The 21,998-nt window shown below is 67.0% G+C and carries 14 protein-coding genes and 1 other RNA gene; 5 read left to right on the top strand and 10 right to left on the bottom strand.

Translation table 11 applies throughout. The features are described from left to right. Positions 1–5: 5 nt before the first annotated feature. Positions 6–1,658, top strand: coding sequence for an Hsp70 family protein (locus tag HP550_RS14470; protein ID WP_210768104.1), 1,653 nt, complete (start codon positions 6–8; stop codon positions 1,656–1,658). 4 nt (positions 1,659–1,662) lie between these two features. Here the strand turns inward: HP550_RS14470 and HP550_RS14465 are convergent, their stop codons facing one another. Further along, positions 1,663–5,016 carry a DEAD/DEAH box helicase gene (locus tag HP550_RS14465; protein WP_175348376.1) on the bottom strand — a complete coding sequence of 1,118 codons (3,354 nt, stop codon included), beginning with the start codon at positions 5,014–5,016 and terminating at the stop codon, positions 1,663–1,665. Positions 5,017–5,233: 217 nt separating this feature from the next. On the opposite strand from HP550_RS14465, the gene HP550_RS14460 reads away from it, so the two are divergent. Beyond that, on the top strand, positions 5,234–6,535 hold the full coding sequence (locus HP550_RS14460; RefSeq protein ID WP_175348375.1) for a hypothetical protein: 1,302 nt from the start codon (positions 5,234–5,236) through the stop codon (positions 6,533–6,535). A gap of 51 nt (positions 6,536–6,586) precedes the next feature. On the opposite strand, the gene HP550_RS14455 is transcribed toward HP550_RS14460, so the two are convergent. The 3 genes from HP550_RS14455 to HP550_RS14445 are packed head-to-tail and all read right to left on the bottom strand — an operon-like array spanning position 6,587 to position 12,797. After that, entirely contained in the window at positions 6,587–9,778 is a 3,192-nt protein-coding gene (locus HP550_RS14455; RefSeq protein ID WP_175348374.1) for a DEAD/DEAH box helicase, read from the bottom strand. After that, entirely contained in the window at positions 9,775–11,607 is a 1,833-nt protein-coding gene (locus tag HP550_RS14450; RefSeq protein WP_175348373.1) for a phospholipase D family protein, read from the bottom strand. Before HP550_RS14450 ends, HP550_RS14455 begins: the two co-directional genes overlap by 4 nt. Further along, positions 11,604–12,797, bottom strand: coding sequence for a DUF6361 family protein (locus HP550_RS14445; RefSeq protein ID WP_175348372.1), 1,194 nt, complete (start codon positions 12,795–12,797; stop codon positions 11,604–11,606). Before HP550_RS14445 ends, HP550_RS14450 begins: the two co-directional genes overlap by 4 nt. A gap of 522 nt (positions 12,798–13,319) precedes the next feature. Here HP550_RS14445 and HP550_RS14440 point away from each other — a divergent pair. The 3 genes from HP550_RS14440 to HP550_RS14430 all read left to right on the top strand — a co-directional run bounded on the left by HP550_RS14440 (position 13,320) and on the right by HP550_RS14430 (position 15,155). Next, on the top strand, positions 13,320–13,883 hold the full coding sequence (locus HP550_RS14440) for a hypothetical protein (protein ID WP_175348371.1): 564 nt from the start codon (positions 13,320–13,322) through the stop codon (positions 13,881–13,883). 21 nt (positions 13,884–13,904) lie between these two features. After that, positions 13,905–14,213 carry a helix-turn-helix domain-containing protein gene (locus HP550_RS14435; RefSeq protein WP_175348370.1) on the top strand — a complete coding sequence of 103 codons (309 nt, stop codon included), beginning with the start codon at positions 13,905–13,907 and terminating at the stop codon, positions 14,211–14,213. Between the two features lie 216 nt (positions 14,214–14,429). Next, complete coding sequence (locus HP550_RS14430; RefSeq protein WP_343048187.1) at positions 14,430–15,155, top strand: nuclease-related domain-containing protein; 726 nt, start codon at positions 14,430–14,432, stop codon at positions 15,153–15,155. A 299-nt stretch (positions 15,156–15,454) separates the two neighbouring features. Here HP550_RS14430 and HP550_RS23090 read toward each other — a convergent pair whose 3' ends face one another. The 6 genes from HP550_RS23090 to smpB all read right to left on the bottom strand — a co-directional run bounded on the left by HP550_RS23090 (position 15,455) and on the right by smpB (position 21,966). Next, positions 15,455–16,642, bottom strand: coding sequence for a tyrosine-type recombinase/integrase (locus HP550_RS23090; RefSeq protein ID WP_175348368.1), 1,188 nt, complete (start codon positions 16,640–16,642; stop codon positions 15,455–15,457). A 75-nt stretch (positions 16,643–16,717) separates the two neighbouring features. Then, positions 16,718–17,084: a transfer-messenger RNA gene (gene ssrA, locus HP550_RS14420) on the bottom strand. 90 nt (positions 17,085–17,174) lie between these two features. Then, complete coding sequence (locus HP550_RS14415; RefSeq protein WP_175348367.1) at positions 17,175–18,479, bottom strand: S1C family serine protease; 1,305 nt, start codon at positions 18,477–18,479, stop codon at positions 17,175–17,177. 105 nt (positions 18,480–18,584) lie between these two features. Then, a complete protein-coding gene (locus HP550_RS14410; protein WP_175348366.1) occupies positions 18,585–19,640 on the bottom strand; it encodes an ATP-dependent DNA ligase in 1,056 nt (351 codons plus the stop codon). A gap of 11 nt (positions 19,641–19,651) precedes the next feature. After that, a complete protein-coding gene (locus tag HP550_RS14405; RefSeq protein WP_343048186.1) occupies positions 19,652–21,499 on the bottom strand; it encodes a DUF2207 domain-containing protein in 1,848 nt (615 codons plus the stop codon). After that, on the bottom strand, positions 21,496–21,966 hold the full coding sequence (smpB, locus tag HP550_RS14400; RefSeq protein ID WP_175348364.1) for an SsrA-binding protein SmpB: 471 nt from the start codon (positions 21,964–21,966) through the stop codon (positions 21,496–21,498). Before smpB ends, HP550_RS14405 begins: the two co-directional genes overlap by 4 nt. Positions 21,967–21,998: the final 32 nt, after the last annotated feature.

The following is a 21,998-nucleotide window of genomic DNA, read 5'->3' as shown; positions in this document are numbered from 1 at the left end:
CCACGTTGGCGACGTCATTGCGCACTCTCGGAGTCGACTTTGGCACCAGCACGACGCTGATTGCCGAAAGCGGACCCACCGGGAAGCCCTCGATCGTTCCCATGGGCGACAGCACCAGCTGGATGCCGTCCGTTGCATCGCCCCGGGGCGCAGATTTGATCGTCGGTGAGGACGCGCTCAGGCAGAGCCCCGGGAGCTTGATCCGGTCGGTCAAGCGGTGCATCACGACGGGCGCTACGACGGTCTGCAGCGCCGACAAGTCGTTCGAGCGCAGTGCAGATGAGGTTATTGGCGCGGTCCTCACTGAGCTTGCCTCCAGAGCACAGTTCGAGCGGCTTCCCATCTCGGAGCCGGGAACGACTCGCCTCGGATGTCCAGCGATGTGGGATGCGGACCAGAGACTGAGACTTCTGAACCTTGCCTCCGCCGCCGGATTCGCCGTCGGCGCGTCGACTCTCATTGACGAGCCCGTAGCCGCCGGACTCATGTGGATCACTGAGCAGACGAGACGCGCCATCTACCTCGACGGCGCTCGAGTCCTCGTCTTCGACATGGGTGGCGGGACGCTCGACGTCGCGATCCTCGACGTCACGACGAGCCCCGACCGCGACCCGGAGATCTACGTGCTCGCTTCGGCCGGCGTCGACGAGGCTGGCGACGTGCTGGACACCGCAATTGCGAAAAACCTAGAGGACATCCTTGGGGAACGGGATATTTTCCTCGGCGACCTGCCGGATGAAGGACTGGCGCGGGCGTATCTCGATCGGGCAGCAACCGAAGCCAAGATTGCATTGACCGATGTCAGCGAGACCGACATCGATGTGGCATACGCCGCCGTGCAGCTCCCGCGACTGCATTACAGCGTCGAGCAGCTCGACGATGCGCTGCGCCCGCAGATGGAGCGCGCCTGGAGCCTTGTCGAGTCCACACTCCGAGCCGCTTACCTCACGCGCGAAGGTCCGCAGTCTCGCGCGTCCGACCTGCGCAAGCTGAGCGCCGAGCAGTTGACCTCCAAGATCACTCACGTGCTGCTCACCGGCGGCATGAGTCGGGTGCCGGGCGTCGCCCGGTTCCTCGGCCCGAGGTTCGCCAACGCGGTAGTCCATCAGGACGCGAGCATTCGCGTGCAGGAGTCGATTGCGGCCGGTCTCGCCGAGAACACAACCTACGAACGCGTGAACCTGCACCTGCCCGGCTTCGACTTTGTCCTCGACTACATCGACCGTGACGGCACCCAGCAGACCGCCACCTTGTATCGCGCTCACACTCGCTTCTACGAGCCGTGGGAGGCGATGTCGAGGGATCGCCTCTACTACAGCTGGCCCGACGGCGCGACGGCATACCGCAGCGAGGCTGTTCGTGACCTGCCCGACCATGGCTCAGGTGCCATGCGCGTCGTCGCACTCGACGGTTCGCCTGTGACCCTGCGCCACGGCGATGATGAGGTCGATCGTCTCAGAGTGGACTTCGGACTCAGAGATGTGCGCTTCACGCTAGCGCCCGATGGATCACTCACGCTGACTGACGGTCGCCTCTACCAGCAGACTATGCGCGTCGACAGGTGGCCTGCCCTCCGATCAGGCTTCGGCCGGTTGGCCCTCAACATCGAAAAGCCGCGTTGGGTGCCGATGGAACGCCGCGCCTACGATACGAAGTAGTCGGCTACCCGGCTCCGATCACGTCGAGCAGTGCGACCGTCGTCATCGTCAGAGACAACTCGCGCTGTCTGGCCATCGTCGCCTCGAGCTCACGCAGGTCATCCTCGATGTTGCGCAGGCGCCCCTCGGCCAGCCTGATGATGCGCTGGTCTCGGTCGTCGGCCCGCACGAGAGCGAGCGTGCTTCGCGCCTTCGCAGCCTTCAAGCGAAATGACTCGCGCCGTGACGCAAGACGAGCCGCGGACAATGCGTCGTTATCCAGGCGCCGACGGTGCTCGTCGCTCTGGCGCCGCGCCCACGCCGCGTCCTTCACGAGGTTGAGAACGTCCCTGCTCGTCATCGAGACCAGGCCGGCGGCGTCCGTCAGCTGGCCCGCGGCGAGCGCAGCGAGGATCGCGGGGCCGACGTCATCGTCGGGTTCGCGAGTGTCCACGTCGACAGCGGTCGCCCACAACTCCCTGGACGGACGGATGCCCGTGGTTTCGACGAGGTCGACCTGGACCACGTACCGGCGCCCGGCCGGCACTCCTGGCACCGTCACGCTTCCATAGCGGCGCAGGTGGAGGTGGTCTGTCTCGAGGTTGTCGAGAGCCAGGTCGACCAGCGGATGGCGAACGGACAGCAGCTCCACGTCGCGCCCGCTAGCGAGCTCGGCGTCGAAAGTCACCTCGATCGGATCGCCGTTGCGGAGCTTGCCCTGCAAGGCGGTCACCGAGAACTTGCTGCCCTTGTCCTTCTTGCGAGACCGCCAGAGTCGATCGGAGAGCTCAGGCGTGCCACGCAGATGGAACACCCCAGTTCGGTCCGGTCCGGTCAGTGTCGCCCCGGTAGCCCGGACCAGCGTCTCGATCAGGGACCTGATCTCGGAGGCCCCCACATAGCGGCCATCGGTCGGGCCGGACTCGGTCATACCGTCGACCTTGAGCTGATCGATAGTTGAGAGCGTCGCTCGCTCCTCTTCTAGCTTCTTGAGCTGCTTGGCCTTGGTTTCGATGGCGATCGCGATCTCATCGGCCCGACGCCGTCGCTGCTCGTCGGTGAGGCGCGGATCGAGCAGCTGTTTCGTGATGTCTCTGAACTCGTCGCGCAGGATGGGCTCGAGATCGCCGATCGAGTTCTCGAAGATGCCGATGCGCTGATAAAGGCGAGCGAGGATGTCTGTCTCGATCGTTCCGGGCACGTGCATGTTGAAGATGAAGATTTTCTCGTTCTTCTGCCCGAACCGGTCCAGGCGCCCGATCCGTTGCTCGACACGCATCGGATTCCAGGGCAGGTCGTAGTTCACCAACACGTTGCAGAACTCGAAGTCGAGGCCCTCCGAGCCGACCTCACTCACGACCAAGATGTCGAACTCGCCCGCGCGGAAACCATCGATGATCGGCTGCCGGTCCCCCATCGGGACGCCGCCGTGCATCTCTCGAACCGAGAAGTCCTTGCTCAGCTGGTCCACGAGGTACGTGATGGTGCCGCGGAACGTCGAGAAGATCATCGCCTGGTTGAGGCCCTGCTCACGTAGGTGGATGAGCCGGGTCCGAAGGGCAGCGAACTTCGTATCCGGCCCGAGCGGGCGGGCGAGGACCGGCACATCAACGAGGTCGTCGAGCTCAAGCGGCTCGTCATCATCGACGTCATCGACGTCGTCGCGAAACAACGACGGATCGCGGCGGCGGAGCGTGGCCTGCAGCGCAGGGAGGCAGCTCGCTGCCTGCCGCAGCGGCATCTGCATGGCGAATCCTGGCGTCGTGCCCGAGCTCATCGCTCGTGCCATGTAGTAGCCGAAGACCGAGTCGTAGAAGTCCTTCTCCGCCGGACTCCACTCGACGTGGATCTCGTGCGGCTCGCGGATCGCCTTGGCGTCAGGAACGTCGATCTTGCGAGTCCGAGACAGGATCCCGCTCAATGTGTTGAGCTCGGCAACCAGCTGCTTGACCTCCGCGCGCTGGTCGTGCGGCAGCGCCTTCGGCGTCGCAACGAGCTCAGCGAGCCGAACGAAGTCTGGCCGCGCCGCGACGAGCCGCCCGAACGGCAACAACCGGATCGCGTCGAGATGAGCCACGACCCGAGCACCAGGCTCGCCCAGAGCAATCTTGCGCGCGACCGCATTCAGGTGCTCGTTCGGCTCGAGCTGAAGGTGGAAGACGTCAGCGTCGGGGAACATGCCGTCGTCGAGCAACGAAAGCAGGTTGTACAAGTCGTTCGAGCGCAGGTTGATCGGTGTGGCAGAGAGAAACAGCAGGTGATCCGCCCAGTCGGACAGCAGGCCGCCGAGGATGTGCGACCGGTTGCCTGCATTGCGCAGTGCGTGCGCCTCGTCGACGATGACGAGATCGAACCGAGGGCGGATCGTCGTGAGCTTGTCCAGCACATCACTGGCGGACCGCAGTGATTCGAGGGAGATCACGGCATGCAACTCAGGGTCGCTGCCTGCCAGGAGGTCATCTGCCATCTCTGCGAGCCGCTGCGGCTTGATGGTCTCGAGCTGACGGTCGAACCTCCGGCTCATCTCCGTGCGCCACTTCAGGGTGAGCGACGACGGCGCGACAACGAGCGTCCGACGCAGCTGCGTGCGCTGCTCGAGCTCGCTCCAGACCAGTCCTGCCTCGATCGTCTTGCCGAGTCCGACCTCGTCCGCAATCAGCAACCGACCCGTCGCCGAGTTCAAGATCTTGAGTGCCGGGATGAACTGATACGCGCGAAACACCGTCTTCGATGCCTGGAACGAGTAGAGCGTGTTGGACAACGGCTTGCGCAGCTTCGTCCATGTCAACGTGAGCGCGATGTCGTCCGCTGGAGCAGGCGGTTGCTTCACCCAGAAGTCCGGGTCCCGCGGATCACCGTCGATCTTCAGTAGCGACTCTTCGCTAGCGGTATGGATCTCGCCGTCTGCGTAGACCTCGACGCGGTACCCGGCGTCCGTTCGCTGCACTCGCCGCACGCGCCCGATCGTGTCCAACCCGCGGATCTTGACGATGTCGTCGATCTTCAGACCACTCGAGCCGAAGAAGGGACGCCCCTCGTCCCATCCTTCGAGCAAGACCTCACGAGCAATCCCCAGATGCCGGCGTGAGCCCTCGTCGGTGAACCGGTGTCGAGCGCCAATCGGAGATTGCTCGTCGCCCCACCCGTTGACCACGAGCGCCTCCCAGGCACCGCGCCGGAGGAATCCGTACACCCCGGAGTGCAGCCTCTCGGCTCCGTCGGCCGCATCCGCCTGGCGAACGTCGGAGCTCAATCGCTCGAGTGCGGCGACCTGGCTGGCGTCGGGGGTACCCAGGACAAGGACGCGTTGCGGAGTTTCAGCCGTGAGCCATGCCAGACCTGCACGAAGAGGGCGGTAGAAAAGGTCGTCCTGCGTCATTGCCAGTCACCCGCCGTGTAGTCACGCGCCAGCCCCGGTGTCCGGGTCCTCGGATGCTATCGGCGCGGCCGGCTGTGACGGACCGAGATGCGGATGGCGCGCGGAATTGTGCATCGAGCGAGCGAACGGGTGAACCCGGACTCGCTGGCGGAGCGTCCGACGCACGCAGGATCCGAAGTTCCGATCTCGGATCCTGGATCAGCTGCGAAGCTAAGGCGTGCAGTGGATCTCCGCGACGACCGATGCCGGCGAAGCCAGCGCCTCCATTGGCGCGATGGCCCGCATCCTCGACGCGCGGATGAGCTACCTCTCCAAGGTGATTCCTCCCGACGGCGGTCTGCGCAAGAACGACCTACTCGCTGCGCTCGAGCCCGACACACTCGGCGAACCGCTGACTCCTCCGGGCGACCACCCGTTTGCGAATGTCCTCGATCTCGTCTCGCCATCCGGTATGGCCATCAGCGTGCAGACCGGTCGCGCCAAAAGCAACAACGAGGCGATCCTGGCTGTCCTCGCGGGGGCGTCGCACCCCCACGTCCGGTGGGTCGCACTAGTCCTGCCCGACCGGTACAAGGGTTCGAGCACTGCGCCCTCCGTTGAGCGCGACGTTCGGTCGCTGGTCACGAGCGTGGGCGTCACGCTCGACCTCACAGGAATCCTGGTCCTGGTCTACGAGGGCTCAGCCCTTCGTAGAACCGATTCGGACCGCAGAACCACGCTCGACGTCGGCCGCGGTCCGGCATCGGGCGCTCACACCGCCGCCTTCCAAGAAACGGGTGGACAGACTCGAACGACATCCGAACCAGGCGAGGTTGAGGCGCGGCGGAAGCGCCTCATGGCTGACACCATTCCCGCCGGAACCCCGCAGTCGCAGGTCTCACCCCTAGTCCGCGTTTGTGAAGCGCTCGGGCTCAAACTCGTAGCCCCAGAAGCGGCGTGGCCCGGCTACGGCAAGGTGGTCGACCTCGACGAGGAGCGGAGCATCTACATCAATCGCACGAACGCTGATGTCCGCTCGAGCCCGTCTGAGATCGCTGCCTGGCAGAAAGCCGGCCTCGGCACGGTACGGCCCGACAACGACCGATACCTACGCGTGAAGCTAGCCGCGTTCGCTCCGGACAATCGCTCCGCTCGTGCCGACGTAACTCCGGGCCTGCGGCACGAGCCGCGCACGCTCCGGCCGTTGAACCCGGACTCGCCTGCGTGGAAGCAGGCCTCGTTGATACTCGCGAGCGATTCATTCAAGCTGCAACGTGAACGAGCGGGCAGGGCAGCGCTACGTGACGACATCGTCCACGGGGTTCTGGCTCAGCTGCTCTCCTGCGACGGGCGAGTGACATCGAGCGAACTCTCAGTCGTGCCCGGGCTCGAAGGTCGTGCGTTCGACCCGACGTTTGCTTCACTGCGACGCTCGCTCAACGTCGACGGCTACGAGGTTCTGACGCTGGACTCGGACCTCACCACCGTGAGACTCGACTACGGCTTGCTGCGCGATCAATTCGGGGTCAATCTGACGTAGCCCGTCACCTCGTCGGGACCCATCCACAGCGTCAGCTGAGGGCGCCGGCCTTCAGCTGTTCGCGATCGCTCCACTTCCTGCAGTAGCGGTCGATTTGACGGCCGCTCGAGGCCGACTTGGTGGCGTCAAGTCGATACGGAGCCACGTTGCATCGGCCCCGACATATCGCACGAGGTCGTCTTGCCGGGGCTGACCCAGGATCAGCCGGTACGCGCCAACGGTGCGCAACAGGCGGTGGTACTGCTGGGCTTCGAGGCTCAGGGGCAGCGCCGGCACGTACCGTTCGATCACAGCTCCGCCAGGACGCGTGAAGATCCAGAACGGCTTGATGTCGGAGTCCTCGGGCGCCCTGTTGGATCGAGCTGCGTCGAACATGGCAACCCACGGGTCGTCGTGCCGCGGCTCCAGCGCGGCCCCGCCGTGCTCGGCCGCGACGTTCTTGCGTACGGCGTGCCCCTTGTAGCGGTGCACGCGTCCTTCGCGTTGCTCGAGGTCGACGGGGTTCCCGGGCAGGTTCCAGTGCACGATGGCGTGGCTGTAGGTGTGGAAGTCGAGGCCCTCCTGCCCGACGGAGGTCGACGCGAGAACGAAGGGTCGGAACGGAGAGTTGTAGGCGGTCCGCACGGTCGTCTCACGCACCATCGCTTGGTCGCTGGACTGCGTCCGCCCGTAGCGAGCGGCGAAGTGGCTATTGATGCGGCGGTCTTCGAGCCGGATCTCTCCGTCGACGACCTGGACGTCCTCCACCGCGTTGGCCGCGGTGCGGATCGAGAGCGCCTCGGTCATGGTGTCGGTCAACGTCGACGCCCGAGTGTGGGCGCTGGCGTCTTGCAGGCCCTCTGACTCGATGAGCACGTGCGCGTACTCATCCAGCACCGATTGGAGGCAGCCATCCAGCGCGTGGTCCAGGACGGCGCGCCAGTAGGCCTCGTCTTCCTCGCCGGACCGCAGGAGCGCGACGATCTCCGGCTTGTTGAACAACGATCGGAGCCCTTGGGCGATCTCGTATGCGGACGCGCGGATCACTGGATCGGCGAGTGCAGGCGAACCGCCGGTCACTCGAGACAACGCTCGAAGTGCACAAACCCCCGGGCCCGCAATGGCCATCGTCGCCAGGACGTCGCCAAGATCGTCGGGACGCGGGCCGAGAACGAGCTCGTCGACGGCGTCGGCGGCGCGGATATGAGCGCCCACTCGTGACTCGACGTCATCGTCCTCGGAATTCCACGTGCGCATCGTCTTGAGGAACGGCTCGTTCTCCGAGCCCCACAGGACGCGATCGAACAGGAATGGAGCAGCCCAGTACCAGCGCTGGTCGGGCACTGCTCCAGGATGTCCGTCCGGCAGCTCCTGCAGGAGCACTCGTACACGTTCACGAGCGACCTCGAGCAACGACTCCCGAGCCATGGGCAGTTCGCGAGCGCGCGAACGAGCGATCTCCAGTGGGTCACCCGCGAGTGCGAGGCTCAGCGACGGATAGAGCAACGCGAGGGCGGGCATGCCAGCAACACGCTCGCCGTCCATCCGGAACTGGAGCGGTGGTGTGATCGGGCGGTCGTCGTATGCACGCGCGCTCAAGCCTGCGGCCTCAACGCCGCGACGCTCGGCCTCGTAGCTGATCATGACTGCGATGGCCTTCGGCACCACGGCCCACGCCGAGAAGATCAGACGCTTGGTGAAGGCGCGCAGGTCAGGCTCGGCGTACGCGCCGGCGGGTTCGTAGTACGGCAGAGCCGGTGGCAGCCAAGCCAAGCGCCAGGCGCCACGGTCGAGCACGTCCGCCGATAGCCCGCGCATCTTGGCGTTCCCCGGGTCGACCTGCTGGTAGGTCCGGATGTCGTTCCAGCTCAGCAGCCCTTGCGAGCTGGCAAGTATGGTCGCGACCTTTGGATCGTTGCACTCGGCAGCTGCCTGGAACTTGGTCCGCACTTGGTAGCTTCCGCGCTCCATGAGGTTGAGCGGGTACGGGGTGGAACGCCAGTACTCGAAGACGTCATGGCGATCGATTTGCCGGGCGACGTCGTCGAAGGTGCGCCAGGAGCGCAAGTCCTGCACTGCGAGCTCCACCCCAGGCATCGTGCTCTCGCTGAGCATGCCGTCCCGGTCGGGCGTCGACGACAGCCGTTCCGTCCGGCTCATGACCCGCCGGAGCTCGATCTCGACTCGGTGCCGCGCGTCCCGAGCCCGCTGCGGATCGCCGCCGAGCACGAGCGTCTCTCGCATGGCCCGAAGCTCACGCTCGACGACGTGCGCCCGCTCGTCTCCGGCCAGGAAGCGCACGGTCCTCGTGAAGTCCTGGTAGTGGTCGTCACCCTCGGGTTCGTCGGGCAGCGTGTACATCTTGTAAGGGGTCGCCGACAGGAGAAGCACCTTGGCGTCCGGGTGGTCGAAGATCGCGTTCGCAAGCCGCGCTCCTTCGTCGTCAGCGTCCAGAAGATCCTTGAACCGCTGGAACTCGTCCAGGATCACGAGATCGGGCTCGAGGTGCTCGACGGCGGCCCGTGCCACGAGCTGACGAAGCGTGCCGACGAGCCGATCGCGGCGCGACCCCAGATCGCCCGACGGTCGACCGCGCATGTAGTTGAACTCCGTTGCACAGGCGTCGAGCTCCGCCCGGAGCGGACCCCCGTTCGGACCCGTCGCTCCCTCGATGGCCTGCCCAAACGACACGCACAGATCCTCGTCGAGGCTCGAGCGGTCGAACCACGCGAGCTGATCTTGGAAGTTGCCACGATTCATGCCGCCCTCGAAGAACTTCTTCCAGCGAACGCGCCCGCTGACTTCTGTTCCCCAACAGTCGGCGAGCATCCAGTAGAGGAGGACGCGCTCCGCGTACGCGCCGCCCGAGTTTCCGACCTTGAACGATGTTCCGGGAGTGAAGGAGACGAAGTTGACGCGCTGTTCGCGCAGGTTGCGGATGACCTTGGGCAGCAAGGTCAGCCGGTCGGCGTGCTTGACCTCGGATCCGCCGACCACGTTGAGCCGGCTCAGGTTCTGACGTGCGATCTGGCTGTTGGAACAGATGTAGACGATGTCGATGCGCTTATCGGTGTCCCACAGGTGCTCGACGGTCTTGGAGATGACGCCCTTGGCGACCATGGTCTTGCCGAGTCCGACCTCATCGGCGACGAGGAACCGCTTGACCTGGTCCTCGTCGGTCCACAACCGGCGGAACGCGTACTCCACGGTGTCGTGCTGAAAGTCCTTGAGGCTCGCGAGCGCCGGCGCTGGGTCGGGTCTCATGCGGTGTGCTCCAGGTGGGCTTGCCACACAATGTCCCACAGCGCGTCGAAGCCGTCGGGAACGAGCTCATCGCCGTTGGGGAGCTGACGGATCTCCGCCACAAGGCCGGCGACTCGTGCAAGAGCGTCTGCGTCGCGTCCGGTGGCCCGCACCAACGGCTCGAACAAAGCGACATCAACCGTCCCAGCGTTCGATTGTTCGCTGCCGAAGAACCCTCCGCTGTCGACGCCCGCGATCTGGTCGAAGAGTGCGTCGTACGAGGGATCGCCCAGCAGGAAGACGAGATAGCGCAGAACGTCTTGCTTGTTGCGCAGGATCGAGAACACCGCGTCCGATCGCCGTCCGTCCACCGCGCCGCTCAGTGACGCTTTCAGGACGCAGCGGCGTGTGACCTTGGCATCGCCCTCCCCGGCAGTCGTCTCGACCGCGATGAACGGCGTGATGTTGAGCGGCGCTACCGTCCAGGTCAGCGACTCGGCTATCCACTGGCCTTGGACATCGCCCGGCAGGGATGCGAGCCACACCCGTGTCGATCCGGGGGCCTCGGCCGGAATGCTCATCGTGAGCGTTACCTCGACGCGTTCGTCGACCGCCTCGGAAACGTGCAGGTCGGGATTGTTGACTGCGAGCTGCTGGTGGAACCGCTCAATCGTGCAAGAGGTCTCTATTGCGGCGTCGCTGGCGCCGGTCTTCTCGGTGACCGTGTACTCCTCCAGGATCCGGCTCAAGCCGGGTGCTTCCGGTGAACCGTTCAGCACCGCCTCGACACCGCATGCCGACGTCGGCCCGATCAGCACCGCGTCGAACTCGACATTGCGGCCCCAGGTCTGACCCGTCATGTTGGCGCTTCCGGTCACGACCATCGACTGGCTGCGCGGCAAGTCGACCACGAAGGTCTTCGCGTGGAGCCCTTCGTTCGTGCCCTGGAACTCGTTCATGGCCTTCGATGGCGTGTCGGTGATGTCTTCATCTGAGTCGACCTCGGCAAGCCGCTGCAGAACGTTGATCGCCCAACCGTCGAGCATCTCCGAGCCGATCAGCTCGAGCGACTCCGCCCGGGACACCAAGGTTCGGTTCGCCGTGAGACTGCCCAGAGCTCGGACCGCGGGCTTGGTCAGGAATGGGCTCATTGCGAGCAGTCGTCGAGCCTGCTGCGGGAACGGCCAGACGGGGTCGTCGATCAAGCCGATCGGCAGCAGGTGCCCTTCGGTGAAAGGACTCGGTGCAGCCAGCCGGACGCTGCCCAAACTGTCGGCCACACCCTCGATTTCCCGCGCCCGCCGACTAGACACCGTGCGGATCGCCCGACCCGGCAGCCGTCGCACGAAATCTGCGGCCGGGGCGGCGTCGATCACGCCGTCGTCCGTCTGGTCGAGCACGAGCGCCGTGTCCCACGAGCGGTCGAGGGTCATGTTCCGGCTGAGGACAACCACGCGGTGCAGCCACCCACCGTCCGGGTCGACGAACCTCAACGCCCAGATCTTCGGGTGGAAGATCGTGTCTTCATGGATCGGCATCACCTCTAGGACGCTCTCCTCGACGAATGTGAGGATGCTGCGGTAGTTCGACGGCACGTGTATCCCGCCGGCCTGGCAGAAGATCGTGGTGTGCTCCGCGTGCCGGCGCACGGCGTCCAGCAATCGGATCGGATCCACCCTGCCCACGTCGCCGGTGTCCGCCTGGTCGAAGACCGCGAAGGACAGTGGGGCGAGCAGGAGCGCCGTCAGGTCAAGCGAGTAGGTCGTTCCTACCGCTGCGTCGACCCGGTACCCGGCGGGCGGACGCAACGCATCGGTCAGCAGCACTCGGGCCTCAGGAGTCAGGGTCATGAGGCAGCTCTCGCGACGTACAGGTCTTCGAGATGGCGCCTGGCGGTCGTCCAACGGAATTCGTGTCGGCCAAGCCCGCTTCCGCCAGACCAACGATCCAGCGCCGACTGATTCACCAGCCGCGCCCGGCCGCCCTTGATCTGCCGCTCGCGCCCGCCGACGAGGCTCGCGGCAGCGGCGCTGGTGGCGGGGTGCACGTCGGACTCCAAGAAGTCGAGCCAGCGGTCGACAAACTGCCGAGTCATCGGCCGAACCCGAGGGTTCTGGCGTCCGATTGTGGCCCACCAATCAGTGCGACTCCACCCGACCAGCGCCGCCGTGCGCCGTAGCTCGTCCCGCCAGGTTTCAATCGCGCCCTCGTATTGAGCAACCGCTTCGTCGCGCCCCGTCTTTCGGGCGAGCAGCAGGTTATAGACCAGGGCCGCGCCATGAATCGCCGTGTGAAACCGCCTCGCGTGGTCGCTCAGCTCGGCGAGCTGAGACGGGGCGTCGTCGAGATTGTCGACCTCCCACACGTAATCAGGCAGATTCCCCGGTTCGTGATGAACCAGCCAAGAGAGCATCGACCCCTTCGTCGAGCTCGCGATGAGGTCCGACAAGTACTCCTCCTCGGCGGGCCTTAGTGCGAAGTCGACGGACGAGAGCAGCGCCCCGGGCGCCTTCGGGAGGTGAGGATCGAAGCCAGTGCCTGGCAACACCTGACGCCCCTCCGGATCGTCCGTCGCGGCGGTCCGTCTGACCAGCTGCCGGTAGTCGGACTGTCGACGGAAGAACGCGTCAGACGTGAAGTCCGACTGCCGGATTCCCCAGGCGCCGAGGGTGGACCAGTACATGCCGCTGGGCAGACGCTTGAGATTGCCGCGAGCCCTGTTCCCGACCACGCCGAGCGTCTCGCCGCCCGCGAGCAGGCTGCCAATCAAGCGAAACTCGAGGCTGCGGAACTCGGCGCTCATCTCCGTCGGTGTGGGCTTCTGCGCGGCGCGCTGCATCAGCCACGGCACGAACAGGACGTAGCGCAGCCTGGTGTGCAAGACCGAAGTCCCAGGGAACAGCGCATCGGCGAGCGCGTCCCGGATAGAGCCAATCCCCAGCTCGTCGACCGTGCCTTCCTCCTTGAAGAGGTCGACGACCTCGAGCATCTTGCGGCGCTGCTCATCATCGGTGTCGAGCCAGCCAAACGTCGAGGTCATGGCTCGAGTCTGTCGGCTCTCGCGTGCTGGCCACGCCAGGCGCGACGTTGCGCGTCTCGGGGTCATTGCCGGGGCCGTCGTCGACCACGCCGTCGCCCAGCCAGCGCGCCCTTTCTGACCTGCCCGGGACGACAACACCCGTTGCCATTGGTGCCAGAGGTGTCATACCCCTTCTCGTCTTCGCCATCAGCCCAACCACGACGCCGAGGACGGCCTCCGCGATCGCTCTCGTGAAGCCGCTGTGATCAGTCGGGTTTGCGTTGCTCGGCTTGCTCGATCACCGGATCTCTTCGATGGTCTGGCGGCTCGACCGACCGCGCGCTCATGTCACCCCTCCCGCCGGCACGAGCTGACACCCCCACGCCTGCGACCCCCCGACGTTGCTACGCCCGCGGCCGGAAAGCACCAGCGGTCCGCGTCTCGCGCGAGCGACTGAGTCGCGTGTTCCACACAATCTGGCGCACTACTTCCAAGAAGAGCTCGCGGCGATCACCAGCGAGCGGACTCGCGAGGGAGGGCACGATGGGCAACCAGCGCCGCGCACGACGAGAACGGGCGATGGCTCGTGCCCAGGAGGCGCCCGTCCCCTCGCGCGGTGCGGCCTTCGGCATCGGCGCCCTCGAGGACTCTCGGCTCAGCGCCCGCGACGCCGCCTGGCTCGAGCAGATCAAGGCGGTCGCAGCCGTAGAGCGCATCGAGCCCGAGCCGCAGCTCCGCGTCGAGGAAGCACCCGGCCAACGGCAACTCGATCGACGTGACCCCCGACGCGGCCTGCTCAACGGGCGCGCACAGAGCTACGTCCCCCGTCTGGACTACGACCGGACGGTGGTCACCGACCTCGTCGCCCGCCGGCGCCGCGTGCGGCGCGAGTTGGTCCGCATTGAGTCCGCCATTGAGCACCAGGTCGAGCAGGCACGCAGCTGTGGCCTGAGTTGGGACGAGATCGGCCAGCTCCTCGGAATCACTCGCCAGGGTGCTCGACAGCACTACGGCGCCCAATCCGTCCACAAGGCGGCTGCAACGGCGCCGTCCACAAATTCCGTGGAAGACCACCTTGCGCGGTCAGTAAGTGCATCCCTGGAGTGACCCGAGAGAAAGGCACGTGCGATGAGCATCGACTACAAGACCCTGACGCCGGAGGAGATCGCCGAAATGCTAGGCACGTCGCCGTACTGGGTGCGCGAGCAGGCGCGGCGTGGCCGCGTTCCCCACCTCCGGTTTGGTCGCGGCCGCATTCGCTTCCTGCCTGAGCACGTCGACGCGCTCGTGCGACTAGTCACGGTGGAAGGCCACGCTCCGGAGGATGCGCCGCCAGCCGCCGCGTCTGTCGACCTTGGAGCGCTCGGGGCGACGGTGAAGTCCATCCGGGCGCACCAGCGCCGACCGCATGTCCAGGGTGACACCCAGATGTACTGACCTGGCTCGAGCCTTGATCCGGGAGCTGCGCGCGCCGATCACTTCCAAGTGGCCACACCGATCGACGACATCCCAGCAACGACGAAGATCATGCGACTGCGATACGCGGGTACGTGCCGCGACTGCGGAGTCGACCTCGACGCCGGAGTTCGCGCCGTGTACGACCGATCGACGAAGACAGTGACGTGCGTGGCCTGCCCCGTCCCCGACGCCGCCGTGGAGGCCGCGGAGGCCGTCGAGGTGGTGAGCATCCCCGCCATTCCCGAGCCTCGCCCAGCGCCCATCGAGACCGGTGCTGCTGGCGCCTCGGCGCGGCGTGAGTACGAGCGTCGATCGGCCAAGCGAGAGACCCGGATCCGCGACGCACACCCCCGGCTGGGCGGGTTGATCCTGGCGTTGTCTGACGAGCCCCAGACCACCACAGCCTGGGCTCGTGGCGCGAAGGGCGAGGAGGTGCTCGGCCGGGGCCTGGACTCGCTGAGTGACCGGGGAGTGTTGGCGTTGCACGACCGTCGAATCCCTCGGACGCCGACCAACATCGATCACATCGCCGTGAGTGCAGCCGGCGTGTTCGTCATCGATGCCAAGCGATACAAGGGGCGCCCGCACGTGGTGACCACGGGTGGTCTGTTCCGTCCCCGCACCTCGACGCTGGTGGTCGGATCGCGCGTCTCCACGAAGCTCGTCGACGGGGTGCACAAGCAGGTCACCCTCGTCCGTGCCGTTCTCGACAATGCCGGTTTCCCCGACGTCGCTGTCCGAGGGATGCTCTGCTTCGTCGATGCTGACTGGCCTCTGTTCGGCGGCTCGTTCGCGATCGACGGTGTCGACGTCCTGTGGCCGAAGAAGGCCGCCGAGCAGCTCGTCGCTCCGGGCCCGATCCAGACGGACGTTGTCAGCGAGATCCATCGCGCCCTCGCCGGAGCATTTCCCGTCGCCTGATACGTCACCGGCGCGAGCTGCCGGGGCCACCGACGCCGTGTCATAGATCCGTCTATCGATCTCCTCTGTGTGACCCGCCCTCACGGGCCCCGTGATAGATCCGTCTATCGAACCGCGCATGTGGTGGTGCTCTGACGGTGCTGTGTGATCGATCGGCCTCTTGAGCACCGCGGGAGCGGTGAGAATCAGACGCTGGGTCTGGGCTCAGCCTTCAGCAACATGTGGCTTCACTGTGCAGTTCGTAGTCGCAGGAACTACGAACTGCACAGTCATCGCGACGCGACGCGTGAGACCAACGGTCACGGCTCGGGACGCGCGGAGCCGAGCAGGATCCCGCTCAGGGCGCGTCCCGCTGCCGCCGCAGCAGCAGCCTGCTGATCCGGCAACAGGTGCGCGTAGGTCTCGGTCGTCGTAGTGATCGACTCGTGCCCGAGTCGCCGCTGGAGCACAAACAGGTCGACCCCCGCCGCGATCATCCACGACGCATGCGTGTGCCGGAGGTCGTGCACCCGGGGTCGCTTCGTCAGCCGGGGAGCCTTCGGATCCGGCGTCCCGTCAGCCCGCAGCGGTGCGTTCGCCGCATCGAGCGCCGGTGTCCATGTCTGTGTCCAGAACCGCGACGACGACAGCTGCGACCCAATCGTGTTGGTGAACACGAGGTCGCCGGGTGCCTTGTCGGCCATGACGGGCGCGAGGACGTCGATGAGATCGTCGGGCAGAGCGACGGTGCGCCTCGCTCGCCGCGTCTTTGGCGGGCCGACGTACCAGTGTCGCTCCGCGTCGCGCTTCCACGCCTTCGTCACCCGGACGGTCGGCGTCGGACCGGCCAGGTCGAAGTCGCTGACGGTGACCGCCGTGGCCTCGCCCCACCGGAGCCCGGTGGCCACGAGGGTGATGACGAGCGGCTGGTAGAACGGCGAGACCTTCGACAGCAGCAGACCGAACTCGTCGCGCGTCAGCACCGTCATCTCGTCGTGCGTCGCCCGCGACTTCGGCAGGACGACGCCGGCGCACGGGTTGTCGTCGCGATAGCCAAGGCGGACGGCTGTAGTCATCGCGGCGGAGAACAAGCCGTGCACGTTGGCGATCGTCTTCGGCGCCAGCCCTTTCTCGCTCATCTCGCGTACCCAGCCGGCGATGTGGCGGTACGTCAACGCGGCGACCGGGTACGGGCCGAGCGTCGGGCTGATGTGAGCCGCGAGCTGGTTCGAGTAGTGCTTGCGGGTATCCGGGCCGACAGACGTCAGCAGGTCGATGTGCTCGGTGATCACGTCATCGACCGACGGTCCTGTCTTGCGGATTCCTTCGGCAATCCGGGCGGCCTCCAAAGCATGCCCGCCGGCCGCCTCGATCAATTGGCATGCCACCGTGGCATCGCGCTTATCATCGTAGGTAAGCGACGTCTGGCGACCGGTGTCAGGATCTCGCCACAGCACGGCGTACGCCCTCGTGCCATCGGCTCGGCGCCGCTCGCGGATGCTCGCCACGGACACAAAAATAGCCACCCGAGTCAACGGATGGCTACTTTTGGTCAACATGACTTGCGTTTCCGCAGGTCAAACTGGTGGAGGTGGCGGGAATCGAACCCGCGTCCGGTGACGCAGTACCAGGGATTCTCCGGGTGCAGCCTGCTGTGATTTTCTCGGCCCCCACGGTCACACAGGCAAGCCGTGGACAGGCCCAGTCAGCTAAAAGTCCCGGCAATCGCACTGACGACGATTACCAGCAGTGGCTCTCTAGATGACGCTGGTTACTGAGTCGAGAGCAAACTCAGGCCAACGGACTTCGGGACTCGCTCAGGCGGCGAGGGCGAAGTCGGTGCGGTTTGTATTGGCACCTATTGGTTTGCACGGAGCGTTGACGAGATAACCGTGCGTCCTCGACCCGCTTCTCCTGGTTCGACGATCACCGTCGAAACCGATCACCCCCATGTTCAGTTATCAAGCACCAGCCACACCGAAGCGGAGCTAGCACGACCAGCCTACCTCTCAACGGCAGGCCGGTCGTGCTCATTCCGGGTCAGTCGGCCGGTCCGGCGATCAGGGTGACCGGCGCGGAGGTCGAGGCGCCAGACGTACCGACCGTCCAGGTCAGGGTCACGGTGTCGCCGGGCGAGTAGGCGGCCAGCAGGTCGGACAACGACAGAGCAGAGGACACGGACACCCCGTCCACGGCCGTGATCACGTCGCCGGCCACGAGACCGGATGATGCCGCGGGCGTGCCCTCCAGCACGCCCGCCACGGAACCGTCGGAGCCGAGCGAGATCCCGAGGAACGCCGGGTACCCGATCGTGACGGTGTCGGAGGCGACGCCGGACTGGATCTGGTTGGCGATCACCAGGGCATCCTCGATGTCGATCGCGAACGCGACCGTGTCCACGGTGCTGCTGGAGGCGGCGGTCGTCATGCCGATGACCTCGCCCTCGTCGTCGAACACCGGGCCACCGGAGTCGCCGGGCACGACGGCCGCGGAGAACTCGATCAATCCGGACAGAGTCTCGGCCGACGATCCGTCCGTCGAGGCCGTCATCGTCTGGTCCAGCGCGGTCACGCTGCCGACCGCCGCAAGCAGGTCTCCCCCGCCCTCCGCGTTGCCGACCGCCGTCACCGCGTCGCCGACCGCCGCGCCGCTGTCGTCGTCCAGGGAGACCGCGGCCAGCCCTGACGCGCCCTCGAGCTGCAGGAGCGCGACGTCCGACGAGGCATCGGTGCCGACGACGGTGGCGACATACGACGCACCGGTCGACTCGATGGTCACCTCGATGGACGTCGAACCCTCGATCACGTGGTTGTTGGTGAGCACCAGGCCGTTCGCCGTCAGCACCATGCCGGTGCCCGCCGCCGACGCGTTCTGATAGCCGAGGGTCGTGGTGATGGTGACGACGCCGACCTGCTGATCCGCGCTCGCCGCACTGGCGGCCGCCTGGTCAGAGGTGGACGGAGTGCTGCCCCAGGACGGCGGGGCGAACGACGGAACCTCGGCGGAGGGCGGCTCGTACGCCGCGCCCTCGACCGTCGACGCCGCGGCGTTGTCGGTGTCGGTCGACGCCTGGGCCGCGACGATCAGGCCGCCGGTCGCCCCACCGGCCAGCAGGCCGAGGGCGAGGGCCCCTCCGGCGGCGCCGAACGCGAGGCCGCGACGGACGGCGGGCTTGGTCGCGACGGCGACACCGCCCGGCCCGGACGCGGCGGCAACCGAGTGCCCCGCATCCAGCGGCGCAGTGGCGCCGAGAGAAACCGAGCCCGCACCAGGCACCGACCCGGCGGGCACGGGAACGCCCTCGACAGGAGCGCCCAACGCTCCGGAAACCTGCTGCTCGTCCATGGCTCTGACCTCCCCGACGGCCCCCGTCTGGCGCCGTCAGGGAACAGAGAACGCCCCGCACCCGAGAGGTCGCTGGAGCCCACCCGTGCGCAGCCTGTGGAACGGTCAGCTGGTCGCGAGCACGTCCTTCAGCGCGTACGACACGGGCTCCTCGAGCTGTGCATAGGTGCACGACGACGGGTCGCGGTCCGGGCGCCAGCGGCGGAACTGCGCGGTGTGCCGGAACCGGTCGCCCTCCATGTGGTCGTAGGCGACCTCGACCACCAGGGTCGGTGAGAGCGGCACGAACGACAGGTCCTTCCCCGCGGACCAGCGGCTCCCCGCCGCCTCACGCGGCGTGCGGCCGAGAGCGGAGTAGTCCCACGGGTGGCCCTCCAGAGGCACGACCAGGGGCGCGAGCTCCGTCACCAGCTCCCGCCGACGAGCCATCGGGAACGAGGCCGACACTCCCACGGAGGCGAGCGTGCCAGACGAGTTGTACAGCCCCAGCAGCAGCGACCCGACCGCGTCGTCCCCGGACTTGTGCGGCCGGTACCCGGCGACCACGCAGTCGGCGGTCCGCTCGTGCTTGATCTTCTGCATCGTCCGCTTGCCGGGCTCGTAGACCCCCGCGGGGTCCTTGGCGACGACCCCGTCGAGCCCCGCGCCCTCGAACTGCGAGAACCACTGCGTCGCGACGTCGAGCGAGGAGGTCTGGGCGGTGATCGAGATCGGCCCGCCCGGCGTGACCAACGACTCCAGCACCGAACGGCGTTGAGCGAAGGGCAACCCCGTCAGGTCGTCGTCCCCCAGAGCCAGCACGTCGAAGAGCACCAGCAGCGCGGGCGTCTCGACGGACAACAACCGCACCCGCGACTCCGCCGGATGCACCCGCTGCAGGAGTGCGTCGAAGTCGAGGCCGCTGTGGGTCGACGACGGCACGATGATCTCCCCGTCGACGACGCACCGCTCGGGCAGGTACGACAGCACCGCCTCGACGATCTCCGGGAAGTACCGCTGCATCGGCTTGGTGTTCCGCGAGCCGATCTCGACGGAGTCCCCGTCGCGGAACACGATCGCGCGGAACCCGTCCCACTTGGGCTCGTACAGCTTCCCGGGCGGGATCGACGGAGCCGACTTGGAGAGCATGGGGTCCACGGGCGGCATCACCGGCAGCGTCATGGACACCAGTCTTACCAGCCCCCGCCACCACCGCCGCCGACGCCACCGCCGGAGAACCCGCCGCTGAACCCGGACCCGCCCGAGGATCCGGGCGTCGGCGCGGAGATCGCCTCGGTGGCCACGGACTGGAACCGGTCCAGCGACGACGCGAACGCGGTCGCCCAGTAGATGTTGGCGCCCGGGTAGTACCCGCCGACGTACCAGCCGGGCTGCTCGAACGACCGGCCCTGCGCGGCCAGCTCCGCGAACACCCGCGCCCACCGGTCGGCCAGCCCGAACACGATCGCGTAGGGCAGGTACCGGCTGAAGATGTCCTCGCCTTCCTCGAACCGCAGCTGGTTCGCCTCGGCGGTGGCCAGGTAGCGGCGGAACCCGAGGGACTGCGCCAGCACCGCGGTGCCGTCCTCGGTGCGGGCGGGGGCCGCCTTGCCGAGGATCGTGACCAGCACGCCGACGACCACCAGCGCGATGGGCACCAGGGCGAGGCCACCCACCGACAGGCCGACGCCGAACACGACGAACGTGAGGAGGATGCCGAGGATGGCGAGCGCGATGCCGGCCCCGTACCACCGGGCGCGCACCGACTTGGGGTTCGCGCGGAACCAGCCGGACTGCGTCACGTGGTCGTACAGGCCGTCCTGCACCTTGGCCATCGAGGCGGCGAAGGTGGTCTTCAGGTCGGAGAGCTTGACAGTGGTCGACGAGGCGAAGATCGAGGACAGCAGCTCGTCCTCGTACGGGAGCAGCGAGCCGTCCTTGTTCTTCAGCTGCACCAGGGTCCAGTCCTTGGCCTTCTTCTTCGGGTTGGACCGCGGCACCTCCTCGATGCGCAGCCAGCCGCGCACGGCGAGGTCCACCAGGGTGGCGGTGACGTCGACGGGATCGGCCTTCTCGTCGACGAGCGTGCCCACCTCCCCCGGCCGCACGCCCGCGGGCGGCTGGAACTGCACCGAGACGACCTCGCGCCGGTCGCGGTAGCCCGTCGCGGCGCCCGGCTGGTTGTCGGCGGGTCGCAGCCCCGGGGTCAGTCCGAGGTAGGCCTTGTCGCGGCCCACGCGGCGCACCCGGAGGAACGCGAGGACGCCGCCGCCGACGAGCACCAGCAGCGCGACGATCCCGAACGCCGAGGCCGGCCGCACGGGGGCCAGCGGGTCGGGCTTGTCGACGAGGATCGGCTCCACGCCCGGGAACGTCCCGGCCGGCCAGCCGGTCACGGTGGAGAACTGGTCGCCGACGGGCACCAGGTCCTGCGTGAAGCTCGACGTCGAGCCGGAGAACGACGACGAGGTGCACGGGGTGGTGGACCCGTACGGTCCGGCGAAGCAGGCGGCGCCCTCGACCGGGGCCGGGCCGTCGACCGCCACGGACAGGTCTCCGAGCGGGATCTCCCAGCCCGCGCCGATGACGTTCCAGTAGAGCTCGTCGCCGGAGTGCTGCGCGTTGGCGGGGTTGAGCAGCCCGTCGGCCGTGTACTCCACGTGGTAGGTCTGCACGCCGGAGACGTCGTCGATGTCCTCGTCGCCGATGCGCAGGATCAGGGCGTCGGAGGTCGACTCCTCGTTCACCTGGTCGGGCGCTCCAGACGCAGACGATGCCGAGATGTCCGTGTAGCGGAACGCGCGGTCCAGCGTCTCGTCGTAGTAGACCCTCGTCGGCAGGCTGAGGAACGGCCCGTGACCGGGGTCGTCACCGAAGTCGAAGTCGAAGTCGAGTGTCACCCGCATCGTGCCGTCGGGGGCGAGCGACGCGGTGACGTCGTACCGCGTGATCTCCCGTCCGCTCGTCTGGTCGGGGGCAGCGGCGGCCGTCAGCGCGACGACGAGACCGAGTGCCAGCAGGACCGCGCGCAGGGCCCTCACAGGTCGCGCTTCTCGCGGATGGCCCGGGTGGCCTCCAGGTTGTCCTGCCGCTCGCGCAGCGCCTGCCGCTTGTCCCACTCGCGCTTGCCGCGGGCCAGCGCGATCTCCACCTTGGCGCGCCCGTCGAGGAAGTACAGGGACAGCGGGATGATCGTCTGCCCCTTCTCCCGCGTGCGGGACTCCAGGCGGTCGATCTCCGAGCGGTGCAGCAGCAGCTTGCGCTTGCGGCGGGGGGCGTGGTTGGTCCAGGTGCCCTGCGAGTACTCGGGGATGTGCACGCCCTCGAGCCACAGCTCGCCGTTGGTCACCTCGCACCAGCCGTCCACCAGCGAGGCCCGGCCCATCCGCAGCGCCTTGACCTCGGTACCGCTGAGCACCATGCCGGCCTCGAACACGTCCTCGATCACGTAGTCGTGCCGAGCCTTCCGGTTCGAGGCGACGACCTTGCGCCCGATGTCCTTGGCCACGGTGGTCGAACCTCGTTCCTGAGCGCGCGAAT

The sequence above is a fragment of the Cellulomonas humilata genome (assembly GCF_013359775.1).
Classification (GTDB): domain Bacteria; phylum Actinomycetota; class Actinomycetes; order Actinomycetales; family Cellulomonadaceae; genus Cellulomonas; species Cellulomonas humilata.
Note: the sequence above shows the minus strand (reverse complement) of the source record. Positions and strands in the feature narration are given on the sequence as shown.

What these genes read in the sequence shown, in the direction of transcription:
- HP550_RS14445 (WP_175348372.1), bottom strand. Translation starts at nt 12,797, where the DNA reads ATGACCTCGACGTTTGGCTGGCTCGACACCGATGATGAGCAGCGCCGC.
- HP550_RS14410 (WP_175348366.1), bottom strand. Translation starts at nt 19,640, where the DNA reads ATGACGCTGCCGGTGATGCCGCCCGTGGACCCCATGCTCTCCAAGTCG.
- HP550_RS14435 (WP_175348370.1), top strand. Translation starts at nt 13,905, where the DNA reads ATGAGCATCGACTACAAGACCCTGACGCCGGAGGAGATCGCCGAAATG.
- HP550_RS14465 (WP_175348376.1), bottom strand. Translation starts at nt 5,016, where the DNA reads ATGACGCAGGACGACCTTTTCTACCGCCCTCTTCGTGCAGGTCTGGCA.
- HP550_RS14440 (WP_175348371.1), top strand. Translation starts at nt 13,320, where the DNA reads ATGGGCAACCAGCGCCGCGCACGACGAGAACGGGCGATGGCTCGTGCC.
- HP550_RS14455 (WP_175348374.1), bottom strand. Translation starts at nt 9,778, where the DNA reads ATGAGACCCGACCCAGCGCCGGCGCTCGCGAGCCTCAAGGACTTTCAG.
- HP550_RS14450 (WP_175348373.1), bottom strand. Translation starts at nt 11,607, where the DNA reads ATGACCCTGACTCCTGAGGCCCGAGTGCTGCTGACCGATGCGTTGCGT.
- HP550_RS14415 (WP_175348367.1), bottom strand. Translation starts at nt 18,479, where the DNA reads ATGGACGAGCAGCAGGTTTCCGGAGCGTTGGGCGCTCCTGTCGAGGGC.